Origin of the sequence: Paenibacillus sp. FSL H7-0323, from assembly GCF_038002725.1 — a bacterium.
Classification (GTDB): domain Bacteria; phylum Bacillota; class Bacilli; order Paenibacillales; family Paenibacillaceae; genus Paenibacillus_AQ; species Paenibacillus_AQ odorifer.
On record NZ_JBBODB010000001.1, the window covers coordinates 670,009 to 695,528 of the forward strand.

The 25,520-nt window shown below is 41.3% G+C and carries 26 protein-coding genes; 16 read left to right on the top strand and 10 right to left on the bottom strand.

Features of this window, described 5'->3' with window-relative positions; translation table 11 throughout:
* Positions 1–87 precede the first annotated feature (87 nt).
* From MHH89_RS03120 to MHH89_RS03130, 3 genes are all read left to right on the top strand, one after another.
* On the top strand, positions 88–2,055 hold the full coding sequence (locus tag MHH89_RS03120) for a glycoside hydrolase family 127 protein (protein WP_438357074.1): 1,968 nt from the start codon (positions 88–90) through the stop codon (positions 2,053–2,055).
* A gap of 324 nt (positions 2,056–2,379) precedes the next feature.
* Positions 2,380–3,015 carry a pyridoxamine 5'-phosphate oxidase family protein gene (locus MHH89_RS03125; RefSeq protein WP_076212728.1) on the top strand — a complete coding sequence of 212 codons (636 nt, stop codon included), beginning with the start codon at positions 2,380–2,382 and terminating at the stop codon, positions 3,013–3,015.
* Between the two features lie 104 nt (positions 3,016–3,119).
* Entirely contained in the window at positions 3,120–3,428 is a 309-nt protein-coding gene (locus MHH89_RS03130) for a hypothetical protein (protein ID WP_076130570.1), read from the top strand.
* Between the two features lie 99 nt (positions 3,429–3,527).
* Here MHH89_RS03130 and MHH89_RS03135 read toward each other — a convergent pair whose 3' ends face one another.
* A complete protein-coding gene (locus tag MHH89_RS03135) occupies positions 3,528–5,963 on the bottom strand; it encodes a GH36-type glycosyl hydrolase domain-containing protein (RefSeq protein ID WP_036685988.1) in 2,436 nt (811 codons plus the stop codon).
* Positions 5,964–6,139: 176 nt separating this feature from the next.
* The gene (locus MHH89_RS03140; protein ID WP_036685989.1) at positions 6,140–7,195 is read right to left on the bottom strand and encodes a LacI family DNA-binding transcriptional regulator; all 1,056 of its coding nucleotides are present in this window, start codon (positions 7,193–7,195) and stop codon (positions 6,140–6,142) included.
* A 288-nt stretch (positions 7,196–7,483) separates the two neighbouring features.
* Between MHH89_RS03140 and MHH89_RS03145 the strand changes: the two genes are divergently transcribed.
* Positions 7,484–8,506: an ABC transporter substrate-binding protein gene (locus MHH89_RS03145; protein WP_076279835.1), complete on the top strand. Its 1,023-nt coding sequence runs from the start codon at positions 7,484–7,486 to the stop codon at positions 8,504–8,506.
* A gap of 121 nt (positions 8,507–8,627) precedes the next feature.
* Positions 8,628–10,223 carry a helix-turn-helix domain-containing protein gene (locus tag MHH89_RS03150; RefSeq protein WP_076279834.1) on the top strand — a complete coding sequence of 532 codons (1,596 nt, stop codon included), beginning with the start codon at positions 8,628–8,630 and terminating at the stop codon, positions 10,221–10,223.
* Position 10,224: 1 nt separating this feature from the next.
* Here MHH89_RS03150 and MHH89_RS03155 read toward each other — a convergent pair whose 3' ends face one another.
* Positions 10,225–10,416, bottom strand: a complete 192-nt coding sequence (locus MHH89_RS03155) for a DUF6199 family natural product biosynthesis protein (protein WP_076130567.1) — start codon at positions 10,414–10,416, stop codon at positions 10,225–10,227.
* 256 nt (positions 10,417–10,672) lie between these two features.
* Here MHH89_RS03155 and MHH89_RS03160 point away from each other — a divergent pair, with 256 nt between their 5' ends.
* Together MHH89_RS03160 and MHH89_RS03165 are read left to right on the top strand one after the other, a co-directional pair.
* Complete coding sequence (locus MHH89_RS03160; RefSeq protein WP_076141729.1) at positions 10,673–11,569, top strand: SDR family oxidoreductase; 897 nt, start codon at positions 10,673–10,675, stop codon at positions 11,567–11,569.
* 260 nt (positions 11,570–11,829) lie between these two features.
* Positions 11,830–12,147, top strand: coding sequence for a hypothetical protein (locus MHH89_RS03165; RefSeq protein ID WP_076279833.1), 318 nt, complete (start codon positions 11,830–11,832; stop codon positions 12,145–12,147).
* Here MHH89_RS03165 and MHH89_RS03170 read toward each other — a convergent pair.
* Both MHH89_RS03170 and MHH89_RS03175 read right to left on the bottom strand, forming a co-directional pair.
* Entirely contained in the window at positions 12,137–12,814 is a 678-nt protein-coding gene (locus tag MHH89_RS03170; RefSeq protein ID WP_076279832.1) for a DUF1796 family putative cysteine peptidase, read from the bottom strand. The genes MHH89_RS03165 and MHH89_RS03170 overlap by 11 nt on opposite strands.
* 132 nt (positions 12,815–12,946) lie before the next feature.
* Positions 12,947–13,195, bottom strand: a complete 249-nt coding sequence (locus MHH89_RS03175; protein WP_076130563.1) for a hypothetical protein — start codon at positions 13,193–13,195, stop codon at positions 12,947–12,949.
* Between the two features lie 118 nt (positions 13,196–13,313).
* Here MHH89_RS03175 and MHH89_RS03180 point away from each other — a divergent pair, with 118 nt between their 5' ends.
* Both MHH89_RS03180 and MHH89_RS03185 read left to right on the top strand, forming a co-directional pair.
* Entirely contained in the window at positions 13,314–13,955 is a 642-nt protein-coding gene (locus MHH89_RS03180) for a uridine kinase family protein (RefSeq protein ID WP_076279831.1), read from the top strand.
* Between the two features lie 12 nt (positions 13,956–13,967).
* Complete coding sequence (locus MHH89_RS03185; RefSeq protein ID WP_076219632.1) at positions 13,968–14,393, top strand: GNAT family N-acetyltransferase; 426 nt, start codon at positions 13,968–13,970, stop codon at positions 14,391–14,393.
* Between the two features lie 117 nt (positions 14,394–14,510).
* On the opposite strand, the gene MHH89_RS03190 is transcribed toward MHH89_RS03185, so the two are convergent.
* Complete coding sequence (locus tag MHH89_RS03190; protein ID WP_341086314.1) at positions 14,511–17,072, bottom strand: Ig-like domain-containing protein; 2,562 nt, start codon at positions 17,070–17,072, stop codon at positions 14,511–14,513.
* 247 nt (positions 17,073–17,319) lie between these two features.
* Between MHH89_RS03190 and MHH89_RS03195 the strand changes: the two genes are divergently transcribed.
* The 4 genes from MHH89_RS03195 to MHH89_RS03210 all read left to right on the top strand — a co-directional run bounded on the left by MHH89_RS03195 (position 17,320) and on the right by MHH89_RS03210 (position 19,550).
* Entirely contained in the window at positions 17,320–18,111 is a 792-nt protein-coding gene (locus tag MHH89_RS03195; RefSeq protein ID WP_076141723.1) for an AraC family transcriptional regulator, read from the top strand.
* A gap of 5 nt (positions 18,112–18,116) precedes the next feature.
* On the top strand, positions 18,117–18,707 hold the full coding sequence (locus tag MHH89_RS03200; protein WP_341088783.1) for a DJ-1/PfpI family protein: 591 nt from the start codon (positions 18,117–18,119) through the stop codon (positions 18,705–18,707).
* 79 nt (positions 18,708–18,786) lie between these two features.
* Positions 18,787–19,062 (top strand): hypothetical protein, encoded by a 276-nt coding sequence (locus MHH89_RS03205; RefSeq protein ID WP_076130559.1) that lies wholly within the window; start codon positions 18,787–18,789, stop codon positions 19,060–19,062.
* Between the two features lie 53 nt (positions 19,063–19,115).
* Positions 19,116–19,550 (top strand): hypothetical protein, encoded by a 435-nt coding sequence (locus tag MHH89_RS03210; protein WP_081388263.1) that lies wholly within the window; start codon positions 19,116–19,118, stop codon positions 19,548–19,550.
* A gap of 33 nt (positions 19,551–19,583) precedes the next feature.
* On the opposite strand, the gene MHH89_RS03215 is transcribed toward MHH89_RS03210, so the two are convergent.
* Positions 19,584–20,543, bottom strand: coding sequence for a hypothetical protein (locus MHH89_RS03215; protein WP_341086316.1), 960 nt, complete (start codon positions 20,541–20,543; stop codon positions 19,584–19,586).
* 134 nt (positions 20,544–20,677) lie between these two features.
* Here MHH89_RS03215 and MHH89_RS03220 point away from each other — a divergent pair, with 134 nt between their 5' ends.
* From MHH89_RS03220 to MHH89_RS03230, 3 genes are all read left to right on the top strand, one after another.
* Entirely contained in the window at positions 20,678–20,917 is a 240-nt protein-coding gene (locus MHH89_RS03220) for a hypothetical protein (protein WP_341086317.1), read from the top strand.
* Positions 20,918–21,336: 419 nt separating this feature from the next.
* Positions 21,337–21,534, top strand: a complete 198-nt coding sequence (locus MHH89_RS03225) for a hypothetical protein (RefSeq protein WP_282579736.1) — start codon at positions 21,337–21,339, stop codon at positions 21,532–21,534.
* 313 nt (positions 21,535–21,847) lie between these two features.
* The gene (locus MHH89_RS03230; RefSeq protein ID WP_076279830.1) at positions 21,848–22,174 is read left to right on the top strand and encodes a YolD-like family protein; all 327 of its coding nucleotides are present in this window, start codon (positions 21,848–21,850) and stop codon (positions 22,172–22,174) included.
* 162 nt (positions 22,175–22,336) lie between these two features.
* Here MHH89_RS03230 and MHH89_RS03235 read toward each other — a convergent pair whose 3' ends face one another.
* From MHH89_RS03235 to MHH89_RS03245, 3 genes are all read right to left on the bottom strand, one after another.
* A complete protein-coding gene (locus MHH89_RS03235) occupies positions 22,337–23,164 on the bottom strand; it encodes a hypothetical protein (protein ID WP_076189826.1) in 828 nt (275 codons plus the stop codon).
* Positions 23,165–23,679: 515 nt separating this feature from the next.
* Positions 23,680–24,210, bottom strand: a complete 531-nt coding sequence (locus MHH89_RS03240; RefSeq protein ID WP_076183325.1) for a GNAT family N-acetyltransferase — start codon at positions 24,208–24,210, stop codon at positions 23,680–23,682.
* 572 nt (positions 24,211–24,782) lie between these two features.
* Positions 24,783–25,034 (bottom strand): DUF3951 domain-containing protein, encoded by a 252-nt coding sequence (locus MHH89_RS03245; protein WP_036686019.1) that lies wholly within the window; start codon positions 25,032–25,034, stop codon positions 24,783–24,785.
* Between the last annotated feature and the right edge of the window lie 486 nt (positions 25,035–25,520).

Genomic DNA, 25,520 nt, shown 5'->3' on the forward strand with positions numbered 1-25,520 from the left:
AAGGGGTTGATTCTGATTATATTTTTTATCTATTGTACGCTCTATAATTGTAATTAGCGAGTATAAAATAAGGCTAAGGGGAAGATGATGATGAATAAAACGATCCAGGATCAGCAAGTTGTAAAAGATCAATCCGTTAGCATTAAAGATGATTTCTGGGGAAGTTATATAAAGCTGGTTCAGGATGTTGTAATCCCGTATCAATACGAGGCATTGCACGATAAAGCAGCGGGAGCTGAGCCCAGTCATGCCATTGCTAACTTTGAGATTGCTGCGGGCCGGAAGACCGGTGAATTTTACGGCTGGGTATTTCAAGACAGTGATGTAGCCAAGTGGCTGGAGGCCGTAGGTTATTCCTTAAGCATCAAACGTGACCCTGAGCTGGAGCGTCAAGCGGATGAAGTGATTGACCTCGTTGGAGAAGCGCAGCAGGAAGACGGGTACTTAAATACTTATTTTACGATAAAAGAACCCGGCAAACGCTGGACTAATCTGAACGATTGCCACGAGCTGTACTGTGCTGGGCATTTCATTGAGGCAGCCGTTTCTTATTACGAGGCTACAGGCAAAAGAAAACTGCTCGACATCATGTGCCGAATGGTTGATCATATCGATTCTGTGTTTGGTCCGGAAGAAGGCAAAATGCGGGGATATGATGGCCATCAGGAGATTGAGCTTGCGCTCGTGAAGCTGTATCGGCTCACAGGTGAGGAGCGGTATTTGAAGCTCAGCAGCTTTTTTATTAATGAGCGAGGTCAACAGCCAAATTTCCTAAAGCAACAATGGGATAATCTGGGGAGTATCAATTTTTTTACAGGTCAGAAGGAGAATTTAGATTTAAAATATTACCAAAGTCATCTTCCGGTAAGAGAACAGGAAGTGGCTGTAGGACACGCTGTGCGTGCGGTTTATATGTATACTGCTATGGCTGATCTAGCCGCACTTACGGGAGATGACACCCTTCGCGAAGCATGCGAGAGACTGTGGAATAACATCACTACTAAGCAAATGTACATTACTGGCGGGATCGGATCTACGCATCGGGGTGAGGCTTTCACCTTCGATTATGATCTGCCTAACGATTCGGTGTACGCAGAGACTTGTGCATCTATTGGGTTGATCTTTTTTGCACAGCGGATGCTGAGAATATCGCCGGATGCACGTTATGCCGACGTGATGGAGCGGGCGCTTTATAACAATGTGTTGGGTTCAATGGCACAGGATGGTAAGCACTATTTTTATGTGAATCCACTAGAAGTATGGCCTAAGGCATGCAGCTGCAATCCAGATAAACATCATGTGAAGTCCGAGCGCCAAGGTTGGTTTGGCTGCGCTTGCTGTCCTCCGAATGTGGCGCGTCTGCTGACTTCGCTTAATCAATATATCTATACGATCCATGGTGATACGCTCTATACGAATTTGTATATTGGCAGTGAGCTGACAACAAAGCTGGGTGGAACAGATGTTGCGATTCAGCAAGAGAGTAACTATCCATGGGAAGGTAAAGTCTCGTTGAAGATTAATCCCGCAGCGGAAGCAGAGTTTGGGATTGCCTTACGGATTCCATCTTGGAGCCAAGGAATGGAGATCAGAGTCAACGGTGAAGCAATGAATACTGCTGAGAACATCGAGCAGGGATACCTCGTTATCCGGAGACTGTGGAGAGCAGGAGATGTAATCGAAGTGCATGACCCCATGGAGGCACATCGTATCTACGCACATCCAAGTTTGCGTGCTGATGCTCAAAAAGTAACGATTCAGCGTGGACCTCTTGTGTATTGTCTTGAAAGTATCGATAATGGTGAGCCGTTAAGCTCGATTTCTTTAAAAGAAGGCAGTGAACTTACTGCGGCTTTTGATGAGACATTGCTCGGCGGCGCTGTTGTTGTCGAGGCAGAGGGGCTACGTGTAGATAAAGAGGGCTGGAGTGGTGAGCTTTACAGCAGAGTCAAAGCACCAGTTCAAACCGTAAAGGTTAAGGCGGTTCCGTATTACTTATGGGGAAATCGTGGCAGTGGTGAAATGAAGGTATGGATTCCGGAAGCCAGCGTTTAAGTTATAGGTAGACATAGATCTCGGGAATGGCTGTAGTTTATCAACATTTACCGATGAGGACAGCTGTAATTTACAGTCTGTCCTTTTCTTTTTGCAAAAAGGAGAACACATGCGAAATGGCGAAATTAGAAGAAACATAGAAATATTCTTAAATCCTATAACAGTGGAGGCGGGCTATATTTATAATCATGCTCCAGAGGGTTATACTTGTCCCTTTTGTTTGTTGGTTTCGGGCATTGAAAATGAAGATGTGCATTCTAAGCAAGCGGATATTTGAGCAAAAATAAGAACATTGGGGCTTATTAAGTTGAGAGAGGGAGAAGTATGAAGTCAAACTTTTTCGAAAAAGTTATAGAGTCAGAAGAAGAGCTAAGGTCTTTATTTGGGTACCCAAGCGAATTGGTTAACAACAAAACCATAACTGTTATAGATCATCATTGCCGTGATTATATCTCAAAATCTCCAATGCTTTTTATGGCTACAAGCGGTTCGTCCGGTGCTTGTGATGTCTCTCCGCGCGGGGACGCAGAAGGTTTTGTTCACGTGTTGGATGATAAACATTTAGTGATCCCTGAACGCCCTGGGAATAGACGGTTTGATTCTTTGCGGAATATACTTGAGAACCCAAAAGTCGGTTTGATATTCATCATCCCCGGACTTGAAGAAACATTAAGAATAAATGGGCACGCGAGTATAGTTAAGGATGAAGATATATTGAAACCTATGGAAGCGCATGGTAAAGTCCCGATCATTGGAATTGGCGTGGAAGTTGAAGAATGTTATATGCATTGTGCAAAAGCCTTTAAGCGGTCACATTTGTGGGATGACGATCATTGGCTTGCGAAAGAAGTCTTGCCTAATCCATCAAAAATACTGGCGCAGCATGCCCGTAAACTTGGAGTTACTCCAGAGGATATCTCAAAATCACTAAAAGAAAGCTATGAAAAACGGCTATATTAACATTTTCGACTTAGAAATGGAATGGGATTTGCCCTTCATTGTATGCTATATTTGATCTGGATAAGGCAACTGATCATTTTACAGATAATAATGGAGGCATCACAATGAGTAAACGTTATCGGATGACAAGAGCAATGCAGAATGCTGGAGATTCAGCAACAACCCTATCTTTAGAAGAGTGTAAGCAATATTTCGCATCCAAACCTGATTTCACCTATACATCAGTTTTTACAGTAACAGGTGCCACTACCATGTCCATTGAGGGAGATTTCTTTATGTGGAGCTATGGTGATACAACAATCCCATTTAGACATTATCAGGGCGATATTTATGTTTCTGGCGCCAATGAAGCCGTGATTCCTAGAATGCTTGAGGTTGCGAGTGATTTAAGAGCAGATATTGTGGAAGGGTAAAAAAAAGATGCCCCTGAATCCTTCAGGGGGCATCTACTGTTAATTTTAGATCCGATCCGCTCAATCGTTCAAACGAACGGTGAGCGGATTTTTTTTGTATTAACCCAGTTCTACAACTACTTGGTGTACAGCACCGTCTCCAACTGGAGTGATGATGTTACCTTCTACAGCTGCGCCATCCAAGGTAAGACTAGCTACACCTTTGGATACATGGTTCGGGTTCTTGATTTGAATCACATAAGTATCTCCACGGAAGACACGGGTGATTTCAAAGCTGTCCCACTCTGTAGGAATACAAGGATCGATCTTCAGACCATTGAAGTCCGCTTGAATACCAAGGATAGATTGTGTAATCGCTACATAGTTCCAAGCCGCAGTACCAGTTAACCAGGAGTTTTTAGCTTCCCCGTGGCGAACGGCATCTTTACCTGCGATCATTTGCGAGTATACATAAGGTTCAGTACGGTGAATTTCGCTGATGTCCTCCAAGTAAGCAGGAGCAATTTTAGCGTAAATTTCAAACGCTCTGTCACCATGTCCAAGTACAGTTTCAGCGATCATGATCCAAGGGTTATTGTGGCAGAAAATACCAGCATTTTCTTTGTAGCCCGGAGGGTACGTAGAAATTTCACCCAGGTTCAGATAGTACTTGGAATATGGTGGCTGTTGCAATACGATACCGTATTTAGTATCCAAATGCTCTTGCACGGAAGTCAGAGCTTTTTCAGCTTGACCATCTTCCACACCGATACCGGCCATAACACAGATACCTTGTGGTTCGATGAAGATTTTACCTTCTTCGTTTTCTTTGGAACCGATCTTGTCGCCATAGTGGTCATAAGCGCGCAGGAACCAGTCACCATCGAAACCGTGAGTCAGTGTGATTTCACGCATATTGTCAATCTTAGCTTCTGCATCCGTAGCTACATCATTAAGTCCGCGCATCCGGCAGATTTCTGCATAGTCCGGTCCAACGAAGACGAACAGACCCGCGATAAATACGGATTCCGCTACGCGGCCTTCGATGTTGGCAGTAGTTTGGAAAGATTCGCCCGGCTCTGTAGAGAAGCAGTTCAGGTTCAAGCAGTCATTCCAGTCTGCACGGCCGATCAGCGGCAACCCGTGAGGTCCGAGATTGTTAGTTACATGCTCGAAGGAGCGTTTCAAGTGCTCAAACAGAGTAGCTGTGTTATCCGGATTGCTGTCAAAAGGAACCTGCTCATCAAGAATCGATGTGTCTCCAGTTTCTTTGATGTAAGCAGCTGTGCCAAGGATCAACCAAAGCGGGTCATCATTAAAGCCGGTACCGACTTCATTGTTACCTTTTTTGGTGAGCGGCTGGTATTGGTGATAGGCACTGCCGTCTTCAAATTGTGTAGCGGCGATATCGAGAATACGTTCTTTAGCACGTTCTGGAATTTGGTGCACAAATCCGAGCAAGTCTTGGTTAGAATCGCGGAAGCCCATACCACGGCCAATACCGGATTCAAAGTAAGAAGCGGAACGGGACATGTTGAAGGTAACCATACATTGATATGGATTCCAGATGTTAACCATACGGTTCAACTTGTCGTCGCCACTTTGGATTTGATATTTGGACAACAGGTTATCCCAGTGTGCAGCCAGTGCAGCCAAAGCGGCGTCCACTTGAGCGTCTGTAGCAAATTGCTCGATCATAGCCTCTGCTGGTTTTTTGTTGATTACGTTCAGAGATTCCCATTTGTCTTCTTCTGGGTTTTCAATGTAACCAAGGACAAAGATGAAGCTTTGCTCTTCGCCCGGCTCCAGAGTAATGTTCAGGGCGTGCGATCCGATAGGGGACCAGCCGCTGGCAACGGAGTTAGTTGGTTCACCTGCAGCAACAGCTTGCGGGCTTTCCAGACCATTGTACATCCCTACGAAAGCTTCGCGGTCAGTATCAAAGCCGGCGATTTCTTTGTTAACAGAGTAGAAAGCGTAGTGGTTTCTGCGCTCACGGTATTCTGTTTTGTGATAGATAACAGAACCCTTCACTTCAACCTCACCAGTGCTGAGATTGCGTTGGAAGTTAGTCATATCATCTTGTGCATTCCAAAGACAGAACTCTGCAAAAGAGAACAGTTTAACGGATTTCTTCGCGGAACCCGTGTTTTTCACTACAAGACGATGTACTTCAGCGTTATGACCCATAGGTACAAAAGCAAGCTGGTTTACAGAGATACCGTTGCGTTCACCAGTAATGGAGGTGTAGCCAAGACCGTGACGGCATTCGTAGAAGTCCAGATCACGTTTTACTGGCATCCAGCCTGGAGTCCAGAAATCACCATCATCATAAAGATAGTAGTAACGGCCGCCAGCATCCATTGGGATATTGTTGTAACGGTAACGGGTCAATCTTCTGAGACGAGCGTCTCTATAGAAGGTATAGCCACCAGCAGTATTAGAAATAAGTCCGAAAAATTGTTCATTACCCAGGTAGTTAATCCAAGGGTAAGGTGTTTTTGGTGTGTTAATTACATACTCTTTACGAGTGTCGTCAAAGGTACCGAATTTCATATGAGAAAGTCTCCTTTCGATTGTGAACGCGCGTTTATAAGTTTCAGGAAAAATTCCCTCGAGGGAAGGGATTCTTTCCGTTGTTTCTAAAAGATAGTATTAGGCAGTGATTTCGAGAACCGATGATAGCAGCTTCACAGAAAAATATGTATTCTTCAGTGAAGGATGAATCTGTGCTACTTCTTCGGCGGTTGACAGGAATCTCTCTCCACTAAACGAGCTGGAAAGCTGATCGTGCTGAAAGTCGGCTGCTGCGAATCACACAGCTCGATTACTTTTTCCACTGCAGCCTTGGACATTTCATAAATCGGCAAGCGTACAGAGGTCAGCTTAGGCTGAATACGGGATGCCAGCTGAATGTCATCGAAACCCGCAATGGAGATATCCTCAGGGACAATGATTCCATGTTCGGAGAACGCTTCCATCGCTGAAATAGCCATGTCATCGTTGGAAGAGAAAAAGGCAGTCGGCAAAGGTTCACCAGAAGCAAGCAGCTTCTTGACCTCTTCATAAGCCGTCTCTTTCAGAAAATCACCCTTAAGAATAAACTTTTCATTCATAGGCAGACCATGTTTTTTCAGCGTGTCCTCATAGGCCGTGTAGCGTTCTCGACCAGAGTACGTATTCATTTGCCCACAGATAATGCCGATCTCTTGATGGCCTAAGGAGATTAAATGTTCAATCACTTCTGTGGTGCCCTCGTAATCTTTGGAATTCACAATGGCCAAATGATTGCGGTCAAGATGCTCCGACATAATCTCTGAGATATCATAATCAATCAGTACTAGCGGAGAATCGAGTCCCACCATTTCGCGGACGATATTAATATCCTTCTGAGTGCCGACAATTATACCACCGTCAATCCGTTTTTGCAGAAAAGCTTGTTTTACCTTCAGAAAATCGTCCGGAGAGTATACCGTATGAATCAGAACGTAACATCCGCGGGCATTCGACGTGTCGACTACGGCATCGACGAATGGTGCAAAGTAATTGTTCTGATAAATTCGGGTAGTGTTCTCTTTCTCGTTCATACTGATGGCGAACAATCCGATGGTATCGGTTTTCTTACCGGCCAGAGCCCGTGCAAAGCTGTTCGGTTCGTACTGATGTTGCTCAATCACCCGCAGCACTTTGGCCCGGGTTTCTTCAGGAACATTGGAATAGTTGTTGATCACGCGGGATACCGTACTACGGGAAACCCCGGCCAACTTAGCAATATCTTCGCTGCGCATGTTTCCCCTCTTTTCATAAACGCGCGTTTATGAGTTTATTGTAAGCGAAAGCATCGTATAAATCAATCGTAAAAAAAGAAATTTTGCGATCAAGTTAATAAAGGATGACATATTTTTAATAGAAGAAGAATCCTACCGAATAATGATAGAGCAGAGCAACTAGAAATAGTTTGTATAAGTTTTTTGCGGAGAAAGTGCATTGAAAGCTATGAAAGTCATGCTACTATTGTGATAAAGGTTATTGAGAATGATAATCAATGACAATAAAGCATAGGAGTGAAGGGATCAATGGCAAGATGGGGTCAGAAGTTTTTATGGGCAGCGGTACTTATAATGGCAATAACTGCGCTGGCAGCATGCGGAACGAATAACAATACTGCGAAAGAAAACGTTGCTAAGACACAGAATGCAGAGGAATCTACCTCAGCGAGCACTAGCGCACCAACTGAAGGAAATGGAAATGCCGCAGAAGAGGGTGCAACTCGGACGATTGCCGGGGAATTCGGGGATGTTGAAATTCCAATTAAACCGCAACGGGTAGCCGGGATCTATGTTGAAGATTATTTGAAGGCATTGGGCATTACCCCGGTGGTGCAGTGGTATCATCCAAGCTGGGGCAAACAGGATTATTTAAATCTTGATGTACCAGAATTTGATATTACCGGTAGTATGGAAGTGTTGCTGGAAAAAGACCCTGACTTGATTATTGTGGATGGAGGTGCGGATGCGGCGAAATATGAACAATATTCCAAGATAGCACCAACCTATCGTCTACCTGAGGCGGTGTTGCAAGACTCAAGACAAGTGCTTACGGCTATTGCAGATGCCCTCGGTATTCCGGAGAAGGCGGAATCTGTCCTTGCAGCGTACGATCAGAAAGTGGCAGAGGGGAAAGCTAAGCTGCAACAGGCCCTAGGTCAGGAAAAAGTAGCAGTGATCCGGCTCAACGTAGCGGATAAAACCTTTGCTCTATTCGGTGTTAAAAACCGTTTCACCGGTGTAATTTATTCTCAATTTGGCCTGACACCTGTGCCTATGGCGGCAGAAATGACCGAATATCAATCTATTATCTCCGAAGAGCTTATCCCTCAGCTCGAAGCGGATCATATCATTGTGTTCCCTGACAACGGGGGCTGGGATACTGAAGGGAATCAGGAAGCGACTCAAATCCTTGATGGCCCGTTGTGGAAGAGCCTGCCGGCGGTGAAGAACGGGAATGTTTATAGAATGGAACGTTCCCACTGGCAGACTGGTGCCATCACAGCCAATTCGATGAAGCTTGATGACTTGCTGAAAGCTATGGTGAAATAAAACGGCAGCCGTCGTAAGGAATAGCATAAAGAAGGTCTATCAGCATAGTTGATAGACCTTCTTTTTTATTCTAAACTATAGTAAAGTGAATGAAAATGGTTCTCAATTGGAGGGCGCTAGAATGGCAGAAGATTTACAAGACAGCAATAAAAAGAGGCTATTCTATAGCTTGATTAACATAGAAGCCCAATCCTTATCGGTGAACGGACAGACCTTAGTGTTTCAAAATCATACCCTGATCATTGTATCGGAAGGACAGGGATGGTTAGAAGCCGAGGAGAAGCGTTTTCCTCTGGAAAAAGGTGTCGGGTTCTTGTTCGAACCTGGGCTAATAAGCAAAATCAATGCCGAGGAGCGAGGACTTAGCTTTTATAGGCTTACGTTTGAAGTCATCGAAACGGGGGGAAGCAGGCAGAGTGGAATGGAAAAGGGGACTAAAGAAGGAATTCTCCAGTCCGGCCCGCTAAGCTGCAGACCTTTTTCACAATGTGCATTACTGCTGGAGGCTATCTATCATAGTCGCAGAAGTACGGAAGAGATTGAATGGTTCGCAGGCCATACCCGCTTTCAAGAGTTACTGCTGCTGATCATGCGGGCAAATTCCTCTGTCATCCAGATGAAAGGAGCCCATGAGGCGGTACAGCGTTCCATCCGCTATATGCAGGAATACTACAATCACGCCATAACCGTCGATCAATTAGCTGAAGTGGCAGGCATTACACGTGCACGCTACACACAGATTTTTAAAGAAGTGACAGGGCGGATTCCCTTAGAGCATTTGAACGGACTTCGTATTGAAAGGGCGCAGCAGCAGTTGCTGCTTACGAATGACCGTATGCATGACATCGCGTTATCTGTAGGGTATAGCAATGAGTATTATTTTAACCGGCGTTTCAAAAGATCGGTGGGCGTTACGCCCGGCCAATACAGAAGCTTCCATCAGGAAGGGCTGCGGGTGTTCGCTCCTTTTCTGGAAGACTATCTGCTGGCTCTGGATATTACACCGGTGGCGCAATATTCTCACGCTCAGTGGGGGAAGCAAGAGTATCTGTCCCTCCTCGATGTGCCTGCAGTGGATATTTCGACTGGCAATTGGCAGGAGCTCTCCCAGTACATGCCCGAACTGATCCTGCTGGATGATGGCTTTCAGCGTTGGCACCTGGATGAGTGCAGCCAAATTGCTCCGTTGTTCAAGCTGCCTTTTCATCAAGAGGATTGGCGGGCCACGTTATTTTCCGCAGCAGCCGTCTTTGGCAGAACGGATCGTGTCCAGGAAGTGATCGGCAATTATGAGCATCGGGCGCAGCAAGCTAGACGAGTGCTAAACCGTTCTGTCCAAGGGCAGACTGTAGCATGCCTAAGAATATCTTCCTACGGAATCAATCTCTATGGATGCGGGCAATTGGGGTATACAGGTAGCGTACTCCATGATGATTTAGGTTTGCAGCCCCATGCCTTGGTTCCGAAGTTGACTCGTGGACAGAAGCGGGTGAGCCTAACAAGAGAAGAGCTTGCGAGCCTCACTGCAGATCATTTGTTCATTACCTTTGATCGACAGGAAGGAGAAGGACGGGAGCTGTTGGATACACCGCTTTGGCGCAATCTGCCCGCTGTTCGTAATCGTTGTGTATATGAGGTGGATTTTATGGCCTGGATGAATTATGGGGTATTGTCGCATCAGCGCAAGATTGAAGATGTGTTAAGAGCGTTAGGGTAAGTCAGAAACTAGTCCAGATAAAAAAGAGGATAATAAGTGCCACTATACTGCTGATGCGAGTCATTAATAAATAGGCATCACTGGGTTCTACATCACCTTTCATCATCCAGCCATAGCGCATGTACCATCCCAAATGAGGAAAGAAGATATTAAGCAATGCTAATAGTACAAAGAGGAATATAAAAAAGCCCATGATTTATCACTCCTTTATCTAATGTATACGCCAGACTATACGGAGCGTTCCCTAACTAACAAGTGAGCTTCCATATATTTATTTTTAGGCGGGGGATACCCTAGCCACCTTGACAGGTGGTTGGGGTATTTTTGCGGCACTATTCAAGGCTATGTTATTGAAGGTGAATGTTTAGAGGCGTGCTGGTTGTGTTTACATAACAAAGAGTTCGGAAAATATAAAAATGTATTTCTAAAAATAAAGGAGGAATTGATCGATGTCTAACCAATATACGATGCAAGATCCTACCACTCAGTACACTAAGGCTGGACCGGAATTTCAGCAGCAACAAGAGGAGCCGGGTCTGCAGAAGAAAATGAATCCAGTACCTGATACAGGAGAAGATACCTATAAAGGAACTGGGCGTCTGACCGGACGTAAAGCGTTAGTTACGGGAGCCGACAGCGGTATAGGCCGTGCTGTTGCTATTGCTTTTGCTCGTGAGGGGGCAGACATTGTTCTATCTTATATGCCCGAGGAAGAGGAAGATGCAAAGCAGGTGGTCAAGCTAGTGCAGGAAGCGGGTCGTACTGCAATCGCCATTCCAGGCGATCTGAAGGATGAGACATACTGCGAACAACTCGTCGATACTGCGGTTAAAGAGCTAGGTGGAATTGATATTTTAGCCAATATCGCGGGCAAACAGCAATTCGTTCCAGACATCGCTGATCTCACTACGAAGCATTTTGACGACACATTTAAGACGAACGTGTATGCTATGTTCTGGCTGTGCAAAGCTGCGGTGAAGCATATGCAACCGGGCAGCACCATTATTAACACTTCTTCTATTCAAGCTTATAATCCCTCACCGATCCTTTTGGACTACGCGACCACCAAGGCTGCTATTAATACATTCAGTAAGTCTCTCGCTCAGCAAGTAGCTGATAAGGGGATTCGCGTCAATGTAGTAGCACCTGGTCCCGTATGGACACCTCTTCAAGTTGTGGGTGGGCAACCGGAGGAAGTGCTGAAGGAGTTCGGGTCGAGCACACCACTAGGTCGTCCGGGACAGCCTGCGGAGATGGCTCCGGCATATGTATTCCTGGCTAGCCAGGAATCTAGCTATATCAGTGGCGAAACCCTGAATGCGAACGGCGGAACTCCAACTCCATAAACCGCTCAGCGGAATGTTGATATTGTAAATACGGCGAAGCATCCAAAAGTACCCTGCTAATTTTAGCTGTGGGGTGCTTTTGTTTTTATATATAGAAAGGAGTATTATAGAATTCGAGACTTTTTCTCCCATTATTTTCATGGAATATGATCTATACTGATCAAGATTGTCGAATACATAGTTTTCCTGCGATTACCCAAGAAATAATTTGAACGGCTCTAAGTTATAGGGGAGACCCAGAAAGAATTAGGAGATGTATGATGCGAAAAAAGAAACTAGCGATCCTCACCATTTGCTGTGTCTTATTCATGGCGTGTTTTCAATCGGGATCTGTCCTTGCGGATAAAGGAAACGGAACAGTAGTAGATAGTGGAACCAAGGAAAGGCTGATGGAGAAGTATGATCTTGTAGAGCCTGAACCCGCAAATCCAGCAGCGCATGGGAGTCAATACGATTTTGGAATTAGTAACCCTATTGCTTTATTGGTCAGCATCAGTAGGCTGTATTTGTATCCATATGTTTTTGCAGCAGAGGAAATAATTAATCATATGATCGATCAAAGCGAAATTAGTTATTAGTTACGTGTATGTCTTTCAAAATATAATCCCAGCTATCATAATCGTTCATATCCTCAGGAACTTCTAACACACAAATATCATTAATGTTCCAATTTAATTCTTGTACCGAGGTTGATTCACGAACGGGAATAAGAATAAGAATAAGAAATTCGTTCGGTTTTAATAAATCAGACAAAATTGACTGTAGCTCTACAGCCTGTTCATATGAGGCGGACCATCTAATGAATAAAGTTTTTTTACTGTGGATTAACTTGTCCCAAAATCTATTAATTCGTAATTCCAGCTTCGCTTTATACGAAGGATAGGTTATAGACCAGTGTTTACCTTGCTGGATTGGAAAATCATGAACTGAGATAATGTTATATAAAGTATCCTGAATAAAATAGGATTTCACTAGTGCATTTTTATTTCCATTAGGATAGACTGGTAATCCATCCTCCAGAAAAAAATGTGTTTCATCAAGAATTTGCAGATTTATTAATTCCATGAAATTTTGAAATCTATTCTTATAAAGTCTATTTACATCAGCCAATGAATAAGAAACCATCCAGTCGAGCGGCATGGAGAATTTCCTCAAGCTATTTCTTTGCAGATTTATAGCAGGAGCACAAGACATCCCTAAGCTTACTATTAAATCATAGCTTTTTTTCACAGCTTGTAATTTCATGGACTCACCCAATTTCAATCAGATTCAGTTTCTAATAAATTATATACACCATTTTCTAGGGTTGATTGGACTTTAAGTGCAATGAGATACACAGGAAAAAGAGAACAGCAATGTCACTGCCCCCTAAATCTATTAGTTACGTTGTAACAAAATATATCCACTAATGCTTGAAGTTTTTTTACGAAAGACCACTTTAAAACCAACATCGTTGTCTAATAAGCAAGCCAAAGCGGTGTTAAGCAATCCGTGGGGTCTCAAGCTAGGTCTGCACGGCACGGCATTTCCAATAACACGGGCGGCAATAATCCTACGTGCTGATCCAGCAACCAAAGGATTTCTGCTCCAACTGATCAATACTAAATCTGGCTGACGAGTAGCCATGGAAGATCTACCCCTTTCTATTAAGTTTCTTTATATAAAATGCACCATTGATTTTAATGTGCTAAACCATAGCGGAGTAAGGAATACATAGGATCGAGTAGGGAGAGGGGCGAATAATATGGACAAGGTGTTACATAAGATAGCTAATTTGATTAGCGGTGAGGCTAATAGAATCATCATTGGGATTTCGGGTCATGGTGCATCTGGAAAAACAACGTTTGCTAATAATCTTTTAAAGCTTTTGCAGCAGGATGATGTGAATTATATTAATACAGACCCCTATATTGTTGAATCTAGTCTTAGAAAATACACTTCTATCGACTATGAATATAAGAATGTACATTACCACGATAAAGTGACAGCTTGTCATCCTGCTGCTCATCATATATTTGCTTTAGAGAGAGACATTCATATGTTGAGGGATGGGTTGGATTTTTACACAATTGGCACGGACTATACAAAAAGTATGTTCATATCTTCACAAAAGAAGGTGAATATTGTAGAAGGCATGAGTGTTGCCTTTACTGATCCGAATTTGTATGATCTGAAAATCTACTTATACACGGATGGAGAAACTGAGTTGATGAGAAGGAGTATACGTGATGTTTCTGAAAGAGGAACAGATATTAATTATTTAAGAAAATCCCATGAACAGCGCAGGATGCAATATGAGTTGTTTATGCATTCTTATCATCATAAATTTGATATCGTTTTAAAAAATTCCAATGAAGAGTATGTTCTTGAAAAGGGAACGTTGTAGAGGGGGAAGAGAATGCTTCCAAATGTTAGGCTAGCAACGATATGTGACGCGGATGTTTTGTCTAGATTAAATCATGAGTTCAATGGTGGAGTAAAACGTCCTGTGCCAGAGATCATCAAGTGTTTGAACAGCAATAATGAAGTGGTGGCCGTGGCTACTTTAAGGGATGAAGTAGTTGGTTTTGGCTGTGCTCAAAGTCTGAAATCATTTTGTTATAATGAAGCATATGGTGAAATTACTGAAATGTATGTAAAAGAGTCAGCTCGTAGAAATGGTGTCGCTACTGCTCTAATTTCTTTTCTGGAAAGTCAGCTTTATTCTCGTGGAGTCAAAACAGTTAAGATTTTAACAGGAGAAGATAATCGTGTAGCCATTAAAGCGTATGAATTGAGCGGGTATGTTAAGGATGATGAAGTAATGTTAAAGAAAAAACTTTAAAGCATAATGAACAGTGAATCAGGCAATTTATTGTGCTGGTCCAATTGGATAGCAATAAAAGGACGGAAGCCGCTTTACTGGCTTCCGTCTTTTTGGAACTGTGGAGATGAACAGACGCTATTTATTTATCGCTGAGTCACCTATTGGAGTGAATGTATTCTCCACAGTAAGGTTAGAGAACTTAGCATAGTTTAGTTGCTCAATCTTATTGGCGACATCATTGCTGTCAACGGCGAATCCGACATATACCGAACCCTCCATAACAATAGTTCGCTCGCCAATTAGCTTCCAGTCTTTTCCGTCCGTTGATCCGTAAGCATAGAAAACATCTCCCTTACGGCCAAGCTTGAGCCAATACCCTTGCTCCACACCATTAATTTTAAATGGAATATCTGAAACAAGTTGAATGCCAGCTTTTTCAGCAGCAGATACGCTGTCTAAAGTTTCAGTTAATTCATCAAATCCTCCGCCCTTAATATTTCTGCCCGTCAGATAAGATGACCAGCTGGTCTCTTTGGACAACTTCACATAGGAGATACCAAGGGCCGCCGCGGCACTGTCTTTATTCAAGTCATCGCGGATCATTAGCCCGGTGAAGGCATGGTTGTCAACGGCCCCGATTTCTTCGAGCTTCGCGGTAAATTCCATATCTCCGTTCATTTCTTTATACACGAAGTGGAAGTCATCTTTGGCTGCATTGTTTGCTTCGGATCGTTCTGTGCCACCTTCACTTTTTCCAAGCTTTCCGTTGCCTTTAACGGTAAGCACATCATTTGTCATACTTCCGGAACCCTTAATGTTCGGATCACCGATATCTGCTGTAGTCCAACCCTTTCCAGCCAGGGAAGAGGTAGCAGCATTGATGTGGATGTTAGTGGCTGTGGTCTGCGTCTCATTTCCTTGGGTATCGGTCACTCTTGCAGAAATATAGTAGGAAGCATCCGTTAAATTCTTGAGGGTATATGTGTATGTGTTGCCTTTTTTGGCTGCTTCTCCAAGATATTTAGAACCATTATATACAGCAACTTTTTTTATTTTGTTTCCGGATTTAGGGGAAGCATTAATTTTAACTTCGACCTCTTTCCCGGTAACAAATTGTGCATTGTTTTCTGGCGCTAAAAGCTTAGCATCAGGGTTTTCGGCGACGTGTTTCATATCAACTAGGCCGTTAATATAAAGCTCAAGCCAGGTGTAACCATTTTTAGTAACCGTTTTGTATGCATCCTTGATGCCCCAGATTTTATTTTTCTTTTCCCACTTGTCGTCTATTCCGTTTTTATTAGTGTCAAATTGCTTATCATATTGAGCCTCAATGACGCCAAAGTCTGAAATGTAACCCCCGACTTCATGTTCAGTGTTGATATATCTTCCCGAGTTCTGCTCGACTTCTGCCACAATTCTTGCATCGATAGCATCGCGACGTGGATAGGTAGCTCCCGCTTGTTGCAGAATGCTTTTTAATAGTGATTCATTCGCTAGCTTTACGCCGGACTTAACATAATTATCAAATGCTTTATTGGTAATACCATGGTTAACTCCAGTACTGTCCGCGGAAAGATATGGTGTGGCTGCAAGGGTCGTCTTTTGTTCACCACTCTGTACGCCAGAAAATTTCACATAATCTGAAGAATCATTCAGTAAGCCTGTGAGCTTACCGTTAATTCTGTTTCCAGTAATATAGAAACCGCCCAGCTTGGTAGCTTCACCGGCATCAATCACTCGGTTAGTTACATTATCTCTTGTACCTGGGCCGGCAATTTCGATATTGTTCATAAAGTTAGTAAAAGTAAAACCTCCGCCATAAGTGCCGTTAAAGCCCCAATTGTAAATTACATTGTTCGAGAACTGAACAACCGCCACATGATCAGCATCTGCAGCACCTGCGTAACCGCCGCCTAGTCTTGGATTTCGCGAGGTATGGTTCGCATACAGATTGTGATGGAATGTTGTTTTGTCTCCGCCTGAAATACCGCCGTAGCCATGTCTTCCTTTGGAATGCCCGGATAGAGTCAGACTTTCGGAAATAATGGACCACTGGATCGTGCCATTTTCGCCTCTATATAAAGATAGAGTTTCATCTGTGTTCCAACTGAAGGAACAATGGTCAATGAGGAAGTAGTTGTTGTCTCTCCCCCAAAGCGCATCCATTGAATCACTGCCATTATACACATTAGTGGCACCCGGACGGAAAGCGGTGTACCGAATAATGATATTCTCTGAATTGCTGATATTGGTATCCCAACCTGCAATGGTAATTCCGTTGCCTGGAGCGGTTTGCCCAGCGATGGTCAGGTTTTTAATATTATTGAGACTTAACGTGCTCTTCAGTTCAATCGTTCCGGAAACATGAAAAACAATGGTACGACCCTCTTTAGGCGTAGATAAAATCCCGTAGCGAAGGGACCCTGCAATCGGTTTGTCTTTTACAGCGTAATCTTCAAGGGTAGTTACGATGTATACATCGCCCCCTCGACCACCGCTTGTATAGGCGCCGCCACCTTCCGCGCCAGGAAAAGCAAGAATAGAGGCACCCGCAAAACTTTTGTCTCCGTCTGCCTGCCCTGAAGCTGCAAGTGTGTGACCTCCTAAAAATGAAAACGCTACCAAAAAACTCAATAAGACACCTATAACCTTACCTGATTTTTTACTCTTCCATTTCATCTTTTTGACGTATAACATGGATACAGTCTTATCGCTGAATGCTGTTCCTGTTATACTTCCTCCTCTCAGTGAAATGATACTGGTCTACGACAAGCAGCTTACTGGTAATACTTTAAAACTTTTAGGGCGTATTTACCTGCCAAAAAAATCTTTTTTTGTGCCAACTATTGCTCTTTGGTTCTTGCGTAAACGAACAAATTCATATTATGTTCTTAGTATTACATAGCTATAGTGCTTGGCATTTCATGACGATAGGGAGAAAAACATGAATATTAAATATCAGCATCGTGACCAGGCGTTTCACTCCTTTATTTCTACCAATAACACTTATCCTCTTCATCTACACAAAAATGTAGAGATAACAATGGTTTTGTCCGGCAAAATCAATATCAACATCAATGGAAAAGAGTATGATTTGTCTGAAGGAGACATAGCGATTATTTTTTCCAATCAACCTCACAGCTACAAAACTCTAGAGAAAAGCCAGATCCTGCTGTTCTTTTTTGACGCCACTTTTCCGGGGGATTTTGCAGGGGATTTGCTTAATCATGTTCCGGATAACCCTATAGTTTCGAAACAAAAGGTGCTTCAAGATCTGTTGGCAACCTTGTATAAACTATATAAAGAACAATGTGATGTTCGTCTGCTCAAGGCTTATACCTCTGTAGTATTAGGGCACGCGCTGCCGTTACTGCTAATGAAAAAAGTAGACTACAAAAAAGAAATGGATCTCGTCCCCAAAATCCTAGCTTACATCGACATGCATTTTTTAGATCACATAAATCTGAATACGCTTTCAAGAGAGCTTGGCATTAGTAAATTTATCATTTCCCGAATCTTTTCTGAGCAGTTTCACATTTCATTTCGTGATTACATCAATGGCCAACGGGTAGCCTTTGCTCATATGCTGCTGTTATCCACTACCCATCCGGTCACGGATATCGCGTTTGATTCCGGATTCAACAGTTTGCGTTCTTTCTATCGTGTTTTTAAAAATGAATACGGGATCACCCCCAATGAATTTCGCCGAAAAGTATCGAAGGAGTGTGTAGAATGAAAATGATGAGGATGGCTTATATTCTATTTGATGGGATGACCACGTTAGATTTTGTTGGTTTTTACGATGCGGTTACCCGGATGGGAGTTCTAAAGGCGATAGAAAATGTATCGTGGGATTTTTGTTCCAACAAGGAAGAAGTCACGGATGATCGAGGATTGACGTTGAAAATAAACCAGGTTTCCCCTGATCTGTCAGCCTATGATTTGATATTTATCCCTGGAGGGTTTTCGACTCGACAACTTAGATTCGATACTAATTTTATAACATGGATTCAGACTGCCCGAGAGGTTGAATACAAGGTGTCAGTGTGTACAGGAGCTTTGATTTTGGGAGCTGCCGGTTTCTTAAATCAGAAGAAGGCGACTACCAATCCTTCTGCATATGAACTATTAGCACCTTATTGTTCCGAAGTAGTTAAGGAACGGTTCGTAAGGGATGGAAATGTTTTTACTGGGGGAGGAGTAGCAGCTTCGATTGATCTGGGTTTATATTTCATAGAATCGCTTACTAATAAAAATGTAGTTCGAGAAGTTCAAGAGAAGATGGATTACCCATATTACAAGACAATTAACCCTTCCAAAGGGAAATCATAACTATAATATATGGGAATTAATGATATAATATCCAAAGTGAAATAATTAAGGCGATGAATAGAGGTGTAAGGTAATAGATATGAACTATCGTAAAGTATTCTCACTACTTCCCATGATCATTTTTTTGTTTATTATATGGTACTTTTTGATGGCAGGGACTTCAGCTGTTGTTAATGTAGTGTCAGTAAATAAAAGAGAAATAGTAATACAAAATATGAGCGGTGATCAAAATACAGTCACAATCCCAAAAGGAATATATAAGTTAATAGATGTAAATGAGGAGTACTTTATTTCATATAATAGTAGAATAGGGCAAAAGCCATTCTTAACCTCAATAAAACCAAGTGCGAAATGATGATTTGAAAAATCGGCTGTAAGTATAAAAAGCATAAAGATGGTGGGATTGTTTTGCGTGCAGTTAATCCTATAATGTTATGGTTTATTTCGACGATTTTATTCACCCTGGCAGCCTTTGGATTGGAGCTTTGGGAAGGAACTAAAATAAGTACAACAGAATATTACGGTTTTCAAAACATTGGGTTTGCTTTTATTTTTCTGGTGTTCCTCTTTTCAGTTCTTCTTTACCCGGTTATACTGCTTCCTTTATCATGGGTTATTCGAAAGATAGTTAATCCTTTAGTAAACCGCATAATGATATTCTTATTGAGTGGTATTGCGGGATATGGTTTCTTTTACGAGGTGTACGATGAACGCTTTATACGGGAATACCATTTGAATAGTAGTACAGCTATTATTTTTTTCGGTATTGCTGGTTTCATCTATGCTCTGGTGGATTACTATTTTGAGCGGCAAGCCATTAAAGCCGAACAAAATCCCTGCTAACCGTGGCGGCCGGCAGGGACGTTATTTTTTAATCTAAGTATTAGGTAATTTGTTAACCTCGTCAGTAAAGGCTTCCAAGTACTGGGTGAATAATCCTGTATCTATTTTGGTGGTTGCATCATTTGCAATAGGAGGCGTATCTTGGATTTGTTTGTACATACGATCCATCTCACCCGTGAGCTTAGCCCAGATGCTTTTAATTGAATCATATTTTGCATCAAGCTTGCTGATATAACTATCGTATTCCATTTTTTGAATCATAGCTTTTCCTAATTGCTCGATTGTAAAATCTATATCTATTGTTTCACCCGTAGAGCCAGTTCCTGAACCTGCATACCAGCTGATATCAACAAATCCATCATTCCAAATATCTGAAACGACAAAATTACTGATTTCTTTAAGCATCGCTTCAGGAGACTGTTCAGTTGTACCTGCATTACCTGAATCTGAAGTATTAATTACAGGTTCCTTGAAAAGTTTCCTCACTTCGTTAAATGCATCCTTATCTTTGTCATTAGACGAATACCCCCAACCAACTTTGTCATCTTTAATAAAAATGATAAGTTCGCTATTGGAGGAAGACTTCTCACCTTGGATAAGCACGAGTTTATCTTTTCCGCCATCTTTGTCCGTATAATCAGCTGTTTCAATTACTGTAGGGTTCTTAAGTTTATTATTCTCGGGTGTCTCAGTAGATTCAGCCATTTGGAAAATGGGTTGTACATCTGGAAGTATATTTTCGGATACGAATTTCTTTTTCGCTTCGATATCTGAACCATTGAGGAAAATCTCCACATAGTTGAGAGCCAGTTTCTCGGAAGCTGTAAGTTTCTTTTTTGGCTCAGGAGTGGGCTCTGAAGGGCTGGCTGTTGCTTCGGACGGTATAACTCCTGGAGACGTTGTATTTTTTTTCTCTGAATTTGTTGTGGAACTACCACATCCTGAAAGGATTACAATAGTTGCCACGATACATAAAAAAGCTTTTTTGTTCAATTTTATATCCCCCTAAATCTGCTAATAATTGCTAATTAATTCTACCAGATATAGGAATAGTAATCTATGAATTATAATTTATGGCGGAACCAATATATTAGATTAGCGTGTTTTATTTTACGGAGGTGAGCATTTTGCTGAAAGTACTAAGAGTGTGCGGTATTTTATTCAGTGCAGCAACAATCATTCTGGGAATCACATTTTTCTGCGGCCAGGATCAAGTGATAGTGTCTTGGACTATGCTGGGGATGTGCGGAGCTTTAATATTTAATGGAGCGGCATTGTATTTGAAAACGAAAGATAAAATGGCTGTGCTATCCTCGATTGTTGGGATTGTACTGTTAATAGCCTCGCTTACTCAGTTTCCTTTTTAAAAATTAAAAACAGCCTCGTCAACCTTATTAGGTCGGCGGGGTGTTTTTACGTTTTTTCCCTTTATATTTATTTCTTTTTTTTCTTAGTGGGTCCGATCTGGCGTCTTACCTTATCGTTCTCATCTACCTCAATAATATAAATCTCCTTCACTGTACCGGAGAGAGTAAACCATTCACGCATAGCTTCAGCCTCAGTCATCGGTCCTAATATTCGTTTCCCCCTATAACATATAAAAAACACTCATACTCCTTAGTTTGTTTGCGGAAATGCAATAAATGCTTATAGAACAAATTATAAACCTGAGCGATGACTTTGTATGTAATAATTCATGCCTGGCGGGATATTTTTACATTGATTAACGAACGTACGTTTGGTTATAATACAAACAAATGTTCTTATCTTTGGAAGGTGAATAATTATGCAAATAAGCATCGGTCAAACCATTGAAATAGTGTACCAAGATAAATCAGGTAAGATATCTCAACGTAAAATTGATGTGAAAGGGATTCGTGGAGGATATATTCGCGCAACTTGCTTATCAACCGGAGCTCCGCGCGTATTTCTGGAGGCTAATATTCTTGCTTGGCAGCCTGTGCAAAAAAAGCGCTATGCTTAGTGACACCGCACGAAAGCTACTAATGATCATGCGCCACTCTGCCGTGCATCATGCTCATATGCCAACTCTACAGGAGTTAGAGATCAAGAGTGGACGGACACCAGATAAGATCATTAGTGGGCTTAGGGAATTAGTTAACGAAAAATATATAGAATGGACCCCACACACTCCACCCGAGAGCGCCCGAATTATTGAAGGCTGGGAAAGGATTGACCCTAGGTTTAAAAAGAGAAAGTCAGAGCCACAAGAACTCCAATGGGGGATAGATGGTAGTAAAACGAACTACTGGACGGATTATTAGGAGGGCAGCTTCATGATGAAAAAATTAGAGAACGTATGGGAGTGTAGCAGAATGATATTGCCCGAACATAAAAACCGGATTATAGATGACAATAATGAGCAGGAACGTCGTGAAAAACCCACTCTAGATCTACAGGAGATAGAGCGCTTTGAAATATTGTTATATCGTTCGATGGAAGAGCACAGCCCGATTACACTCACTCTGTTTGATCCCATGGAGAATATATTAAAACGAGGTATTGTGATGAAGCTGGATAAACAACAGGGAATTAAACTCCGCTGGTCGGAGGAGGAGTGGGATTGGTTCAAGATGGAGGATGTTATTGCAATAACTACATAATGCACTTCATAAAAAACAGGTTAGGAGCAATCTCCTAACCCGCGCTGTACTTCTGATGTTAATGTTCTGCTCCGTGGAATAAGACCACTGGTGAGGTACTTGGCAGTGCTGGCGCAATGCTGACGATAGTGAGGACCAACAATAAAGAGACGGCAAATTTTTTCACAGAGACTCAACCCTTTCTTTGAAATTTATTATTTTCTCTTCAAAATCTTTAATCTGAGTAGCATCAGCACATGAACGTAATGATTCGAAGTATACTACTGCTTGTTTAAAGATTTTATCAGAGTTTGTGACCTCTGCAGAATCTAATAATTTCATGCTATATTTGATAGCTGTATTATAATCTTGAATTTTTGTTTTATATCTGATCATATTAATAAAAAAAGTTTCTTGGTAGGAATTTATTATAATTTCATCAGCAGCGGTATCCTCAAATTTTGAAATACTATTAGAGAAAAGTTCTAAATGAGATTCAATGTTTAAATTGAAATTAGTAGCTGTCTTTAACAAAGTTATCAGTCCCGGTAGAACTTCTTTAGTGTTGGATAAAAGGAAAGAAACATAACGATCTATGAATTGAATATTTCCGGAAAGCACTTCTACTTCTAAGAGATTTGGCTCTGATATGTACTTATAATAGGCTACCTCATTTAATCCTTCAGCATCTAATCCCTTGAACCAACTCAAATCACTGTAAGCTTTAATGTAAGTTCGAGCTTTATCATAATTTTCGATTTCTTTGTGGGCTAGTCCCAACATAAGCAAGCTGTATCCATAATAATAAATTAAAGGTCGTTGGTGTTTTAGTTCCAGTTCATTATTGTGTGTGTAATTATTATAAATTTGAGTTATTCGGTTGAAAAAGGTATCTGCTAGTTTTAGAAGATTGGGCCAGCTTTCAAAAGAATATATCATTTTAAGAACTTTTACGGCTGGATCAAGATCTAGAAGATTTATATCTAAATCTAAATCGATATTTCCATCCAACGGCCTCACCTGCCTTTATTTTACATAATATACCTGTATTATACAATGTAATCAATAGATGGTCAATTAAGTGCTCCATATAAAAAATAGATGATTAATAGGGACCAATAGAGTAAATCTATCCATTATTGCGCCATGATGTGTGCCTGGGAAAGCTTTGGTAGTAGTAGATTACCGCTCTAGATGGCCACATAAAAAGTCATATAGATTATGTAATGCCTCAAGAATAGCAGCAGCTACGACATAAACTAAAAGGTTGCTATTGATTAAATCATTTACCGTATTATGTTTTGTGAGTACAAACTGGAAGAATGTGTACATCGTTTGGAGGATGTGACAACAGTTGCTCTACTTAATACACAGTACGAAGATACAGTTCATTAGACGAGTAGGAGTATCCCTCTTCTCCCAAAGGCTATGACGAAGTAGCCGCAAACTATTCATTTAGTTGAGTTGAGCAACGTGAAGTAAATAAAAAGCCTACACCATAAAAATGTAGGCCCACCCATTAAAAGTTACTCTGTTACTAATTTTGAGAAAATGCTTAAATCAATAAACTTTCCTTTGGACTTTTCGCACTTTCTCATTGTTCCTTCGAATGTATAGTTTAATTTTTGCAAAACTCTGATGGAATTATTGTTTTCGGGTTCGACTTTTGCTTCTATCCTGTTGAAATTTAAAGTGTTGAACGCATAATCCATCAGAGATTGAATGGCCTCAGGAGCATATCCCTTGCCCCAATAATCTTTACTAATATCGTATCCGATCTCTGCTTTAGCGTTTGAAGAATCTATAGAATTATAACCGCAGGAACCAATTATGCGATTTGATTCTAACTCAATTATGGAATAACGAATAGCTTTGCTTTCCAAAGACAGGTTATTAAGAATTTTAATCATTTCTACTGCTTGGCTTTCCTCAGTGAAACTATTGATATTCATAAACTTTGTAACCTCAGGATCAGACCAAATGTTAAACAAACTAGCAGAGTCAGATAATTTCATTTTTCTTAATATTAGTCTTTTGGTTTGTATTTCTGTAATCAATATATTACCTCCATTATCTATTTGTTTTGGGGTTAAGATATCGATATCTGCGCATAGTTCAGTCCCTTCAATATTTAATTCAACATTATTATAACGTAAGAGTTTTTTTATGTCACAGTACGATGATACAGAACATTAAAGGAGTAGGAGTGTCCCTCCAAAGGTCATGACGAAGTAGACGCATATTGCGAAGTATAGAGGCTATCTAGCGGTAATGCAGCCTATTTCTCTTTTGGCAGAAGTAATGTTCTTATAAAAGCGCCAATACAGCCAGAAAGAATAATAATCATTACAACATTTAGTGATCTAATAAGTACCGAAGATGAAAAAATTAATTGAAGGCTTTTTTGTACGATGATAATTCCAAATACCAAAGACATGGTGATTAAGAATGTTTGGATAGATATTTTCAAATCATTAATTCCTCTCTAAACAAATTAACAAAATCTAAATTTAGTTTAACAAAAAATGATTGAGTGAAACGTAGTACGAAGATACATGACATTAAGGGATAGAGGAGGTTACAGCAATCCTCTCCCAAAGGCTATGAAGAAGTAGCAGCCTATTGCGCATCAGGGAAGAGAAGGTCGTCGTTTTGATAATGAAATGATGTTTTTGTCCTTATCATCACCATGGTCTGCATTTTCTTCTATCTCTTTTTTCTCATCGTGAAACTCAACAGGAGATTGGGCCGTGATGTAGTCAAATGGAGTGTAATTATTATTTGGTAATTTTCTTGTAAGGATTACCTTTACAATGATGATTCCTAATGAGAGATAGAAAATCGCGCCTACTCCAGCCAACATGAACAGTACTAATCTCATTGTTAACACCGCCTTTGTTTGATTTTATAATCAAATGTTAATATTTACAAGATTTAGGCTGCTGAGTACTATTCATTCGACTGAGATTTGATGCACAGTAGGAAATGCTTGGGCCACTAGATTTTACAAATGGTGGAACCTTCGAACATAGTCATACCTACACATGAAATGATTTGACAGTTATAAATATTAATTACTTTAAAGCATCACAGAAAGGTTGTTTTACAGACACCATACTCATATGGATATCCGATCTCATCTTTAAATGTAACCTCTGCACCATATCGACAGATACCGCTCTTAGAGACAGCACCTTTAATGTTGTGTATTTCATCTACTGTGCTTCTTGGGAATAAGATAGGTTTTTAGATATATCTGTTTCTAACGGTAAGACCAATTTTTATGTAGTTACTACATTGAATAATAATGGAAAGTTAAGTTTCAAACGAAGCATCAACTACCCCTCAGAAGGCAGATCAACCTGAA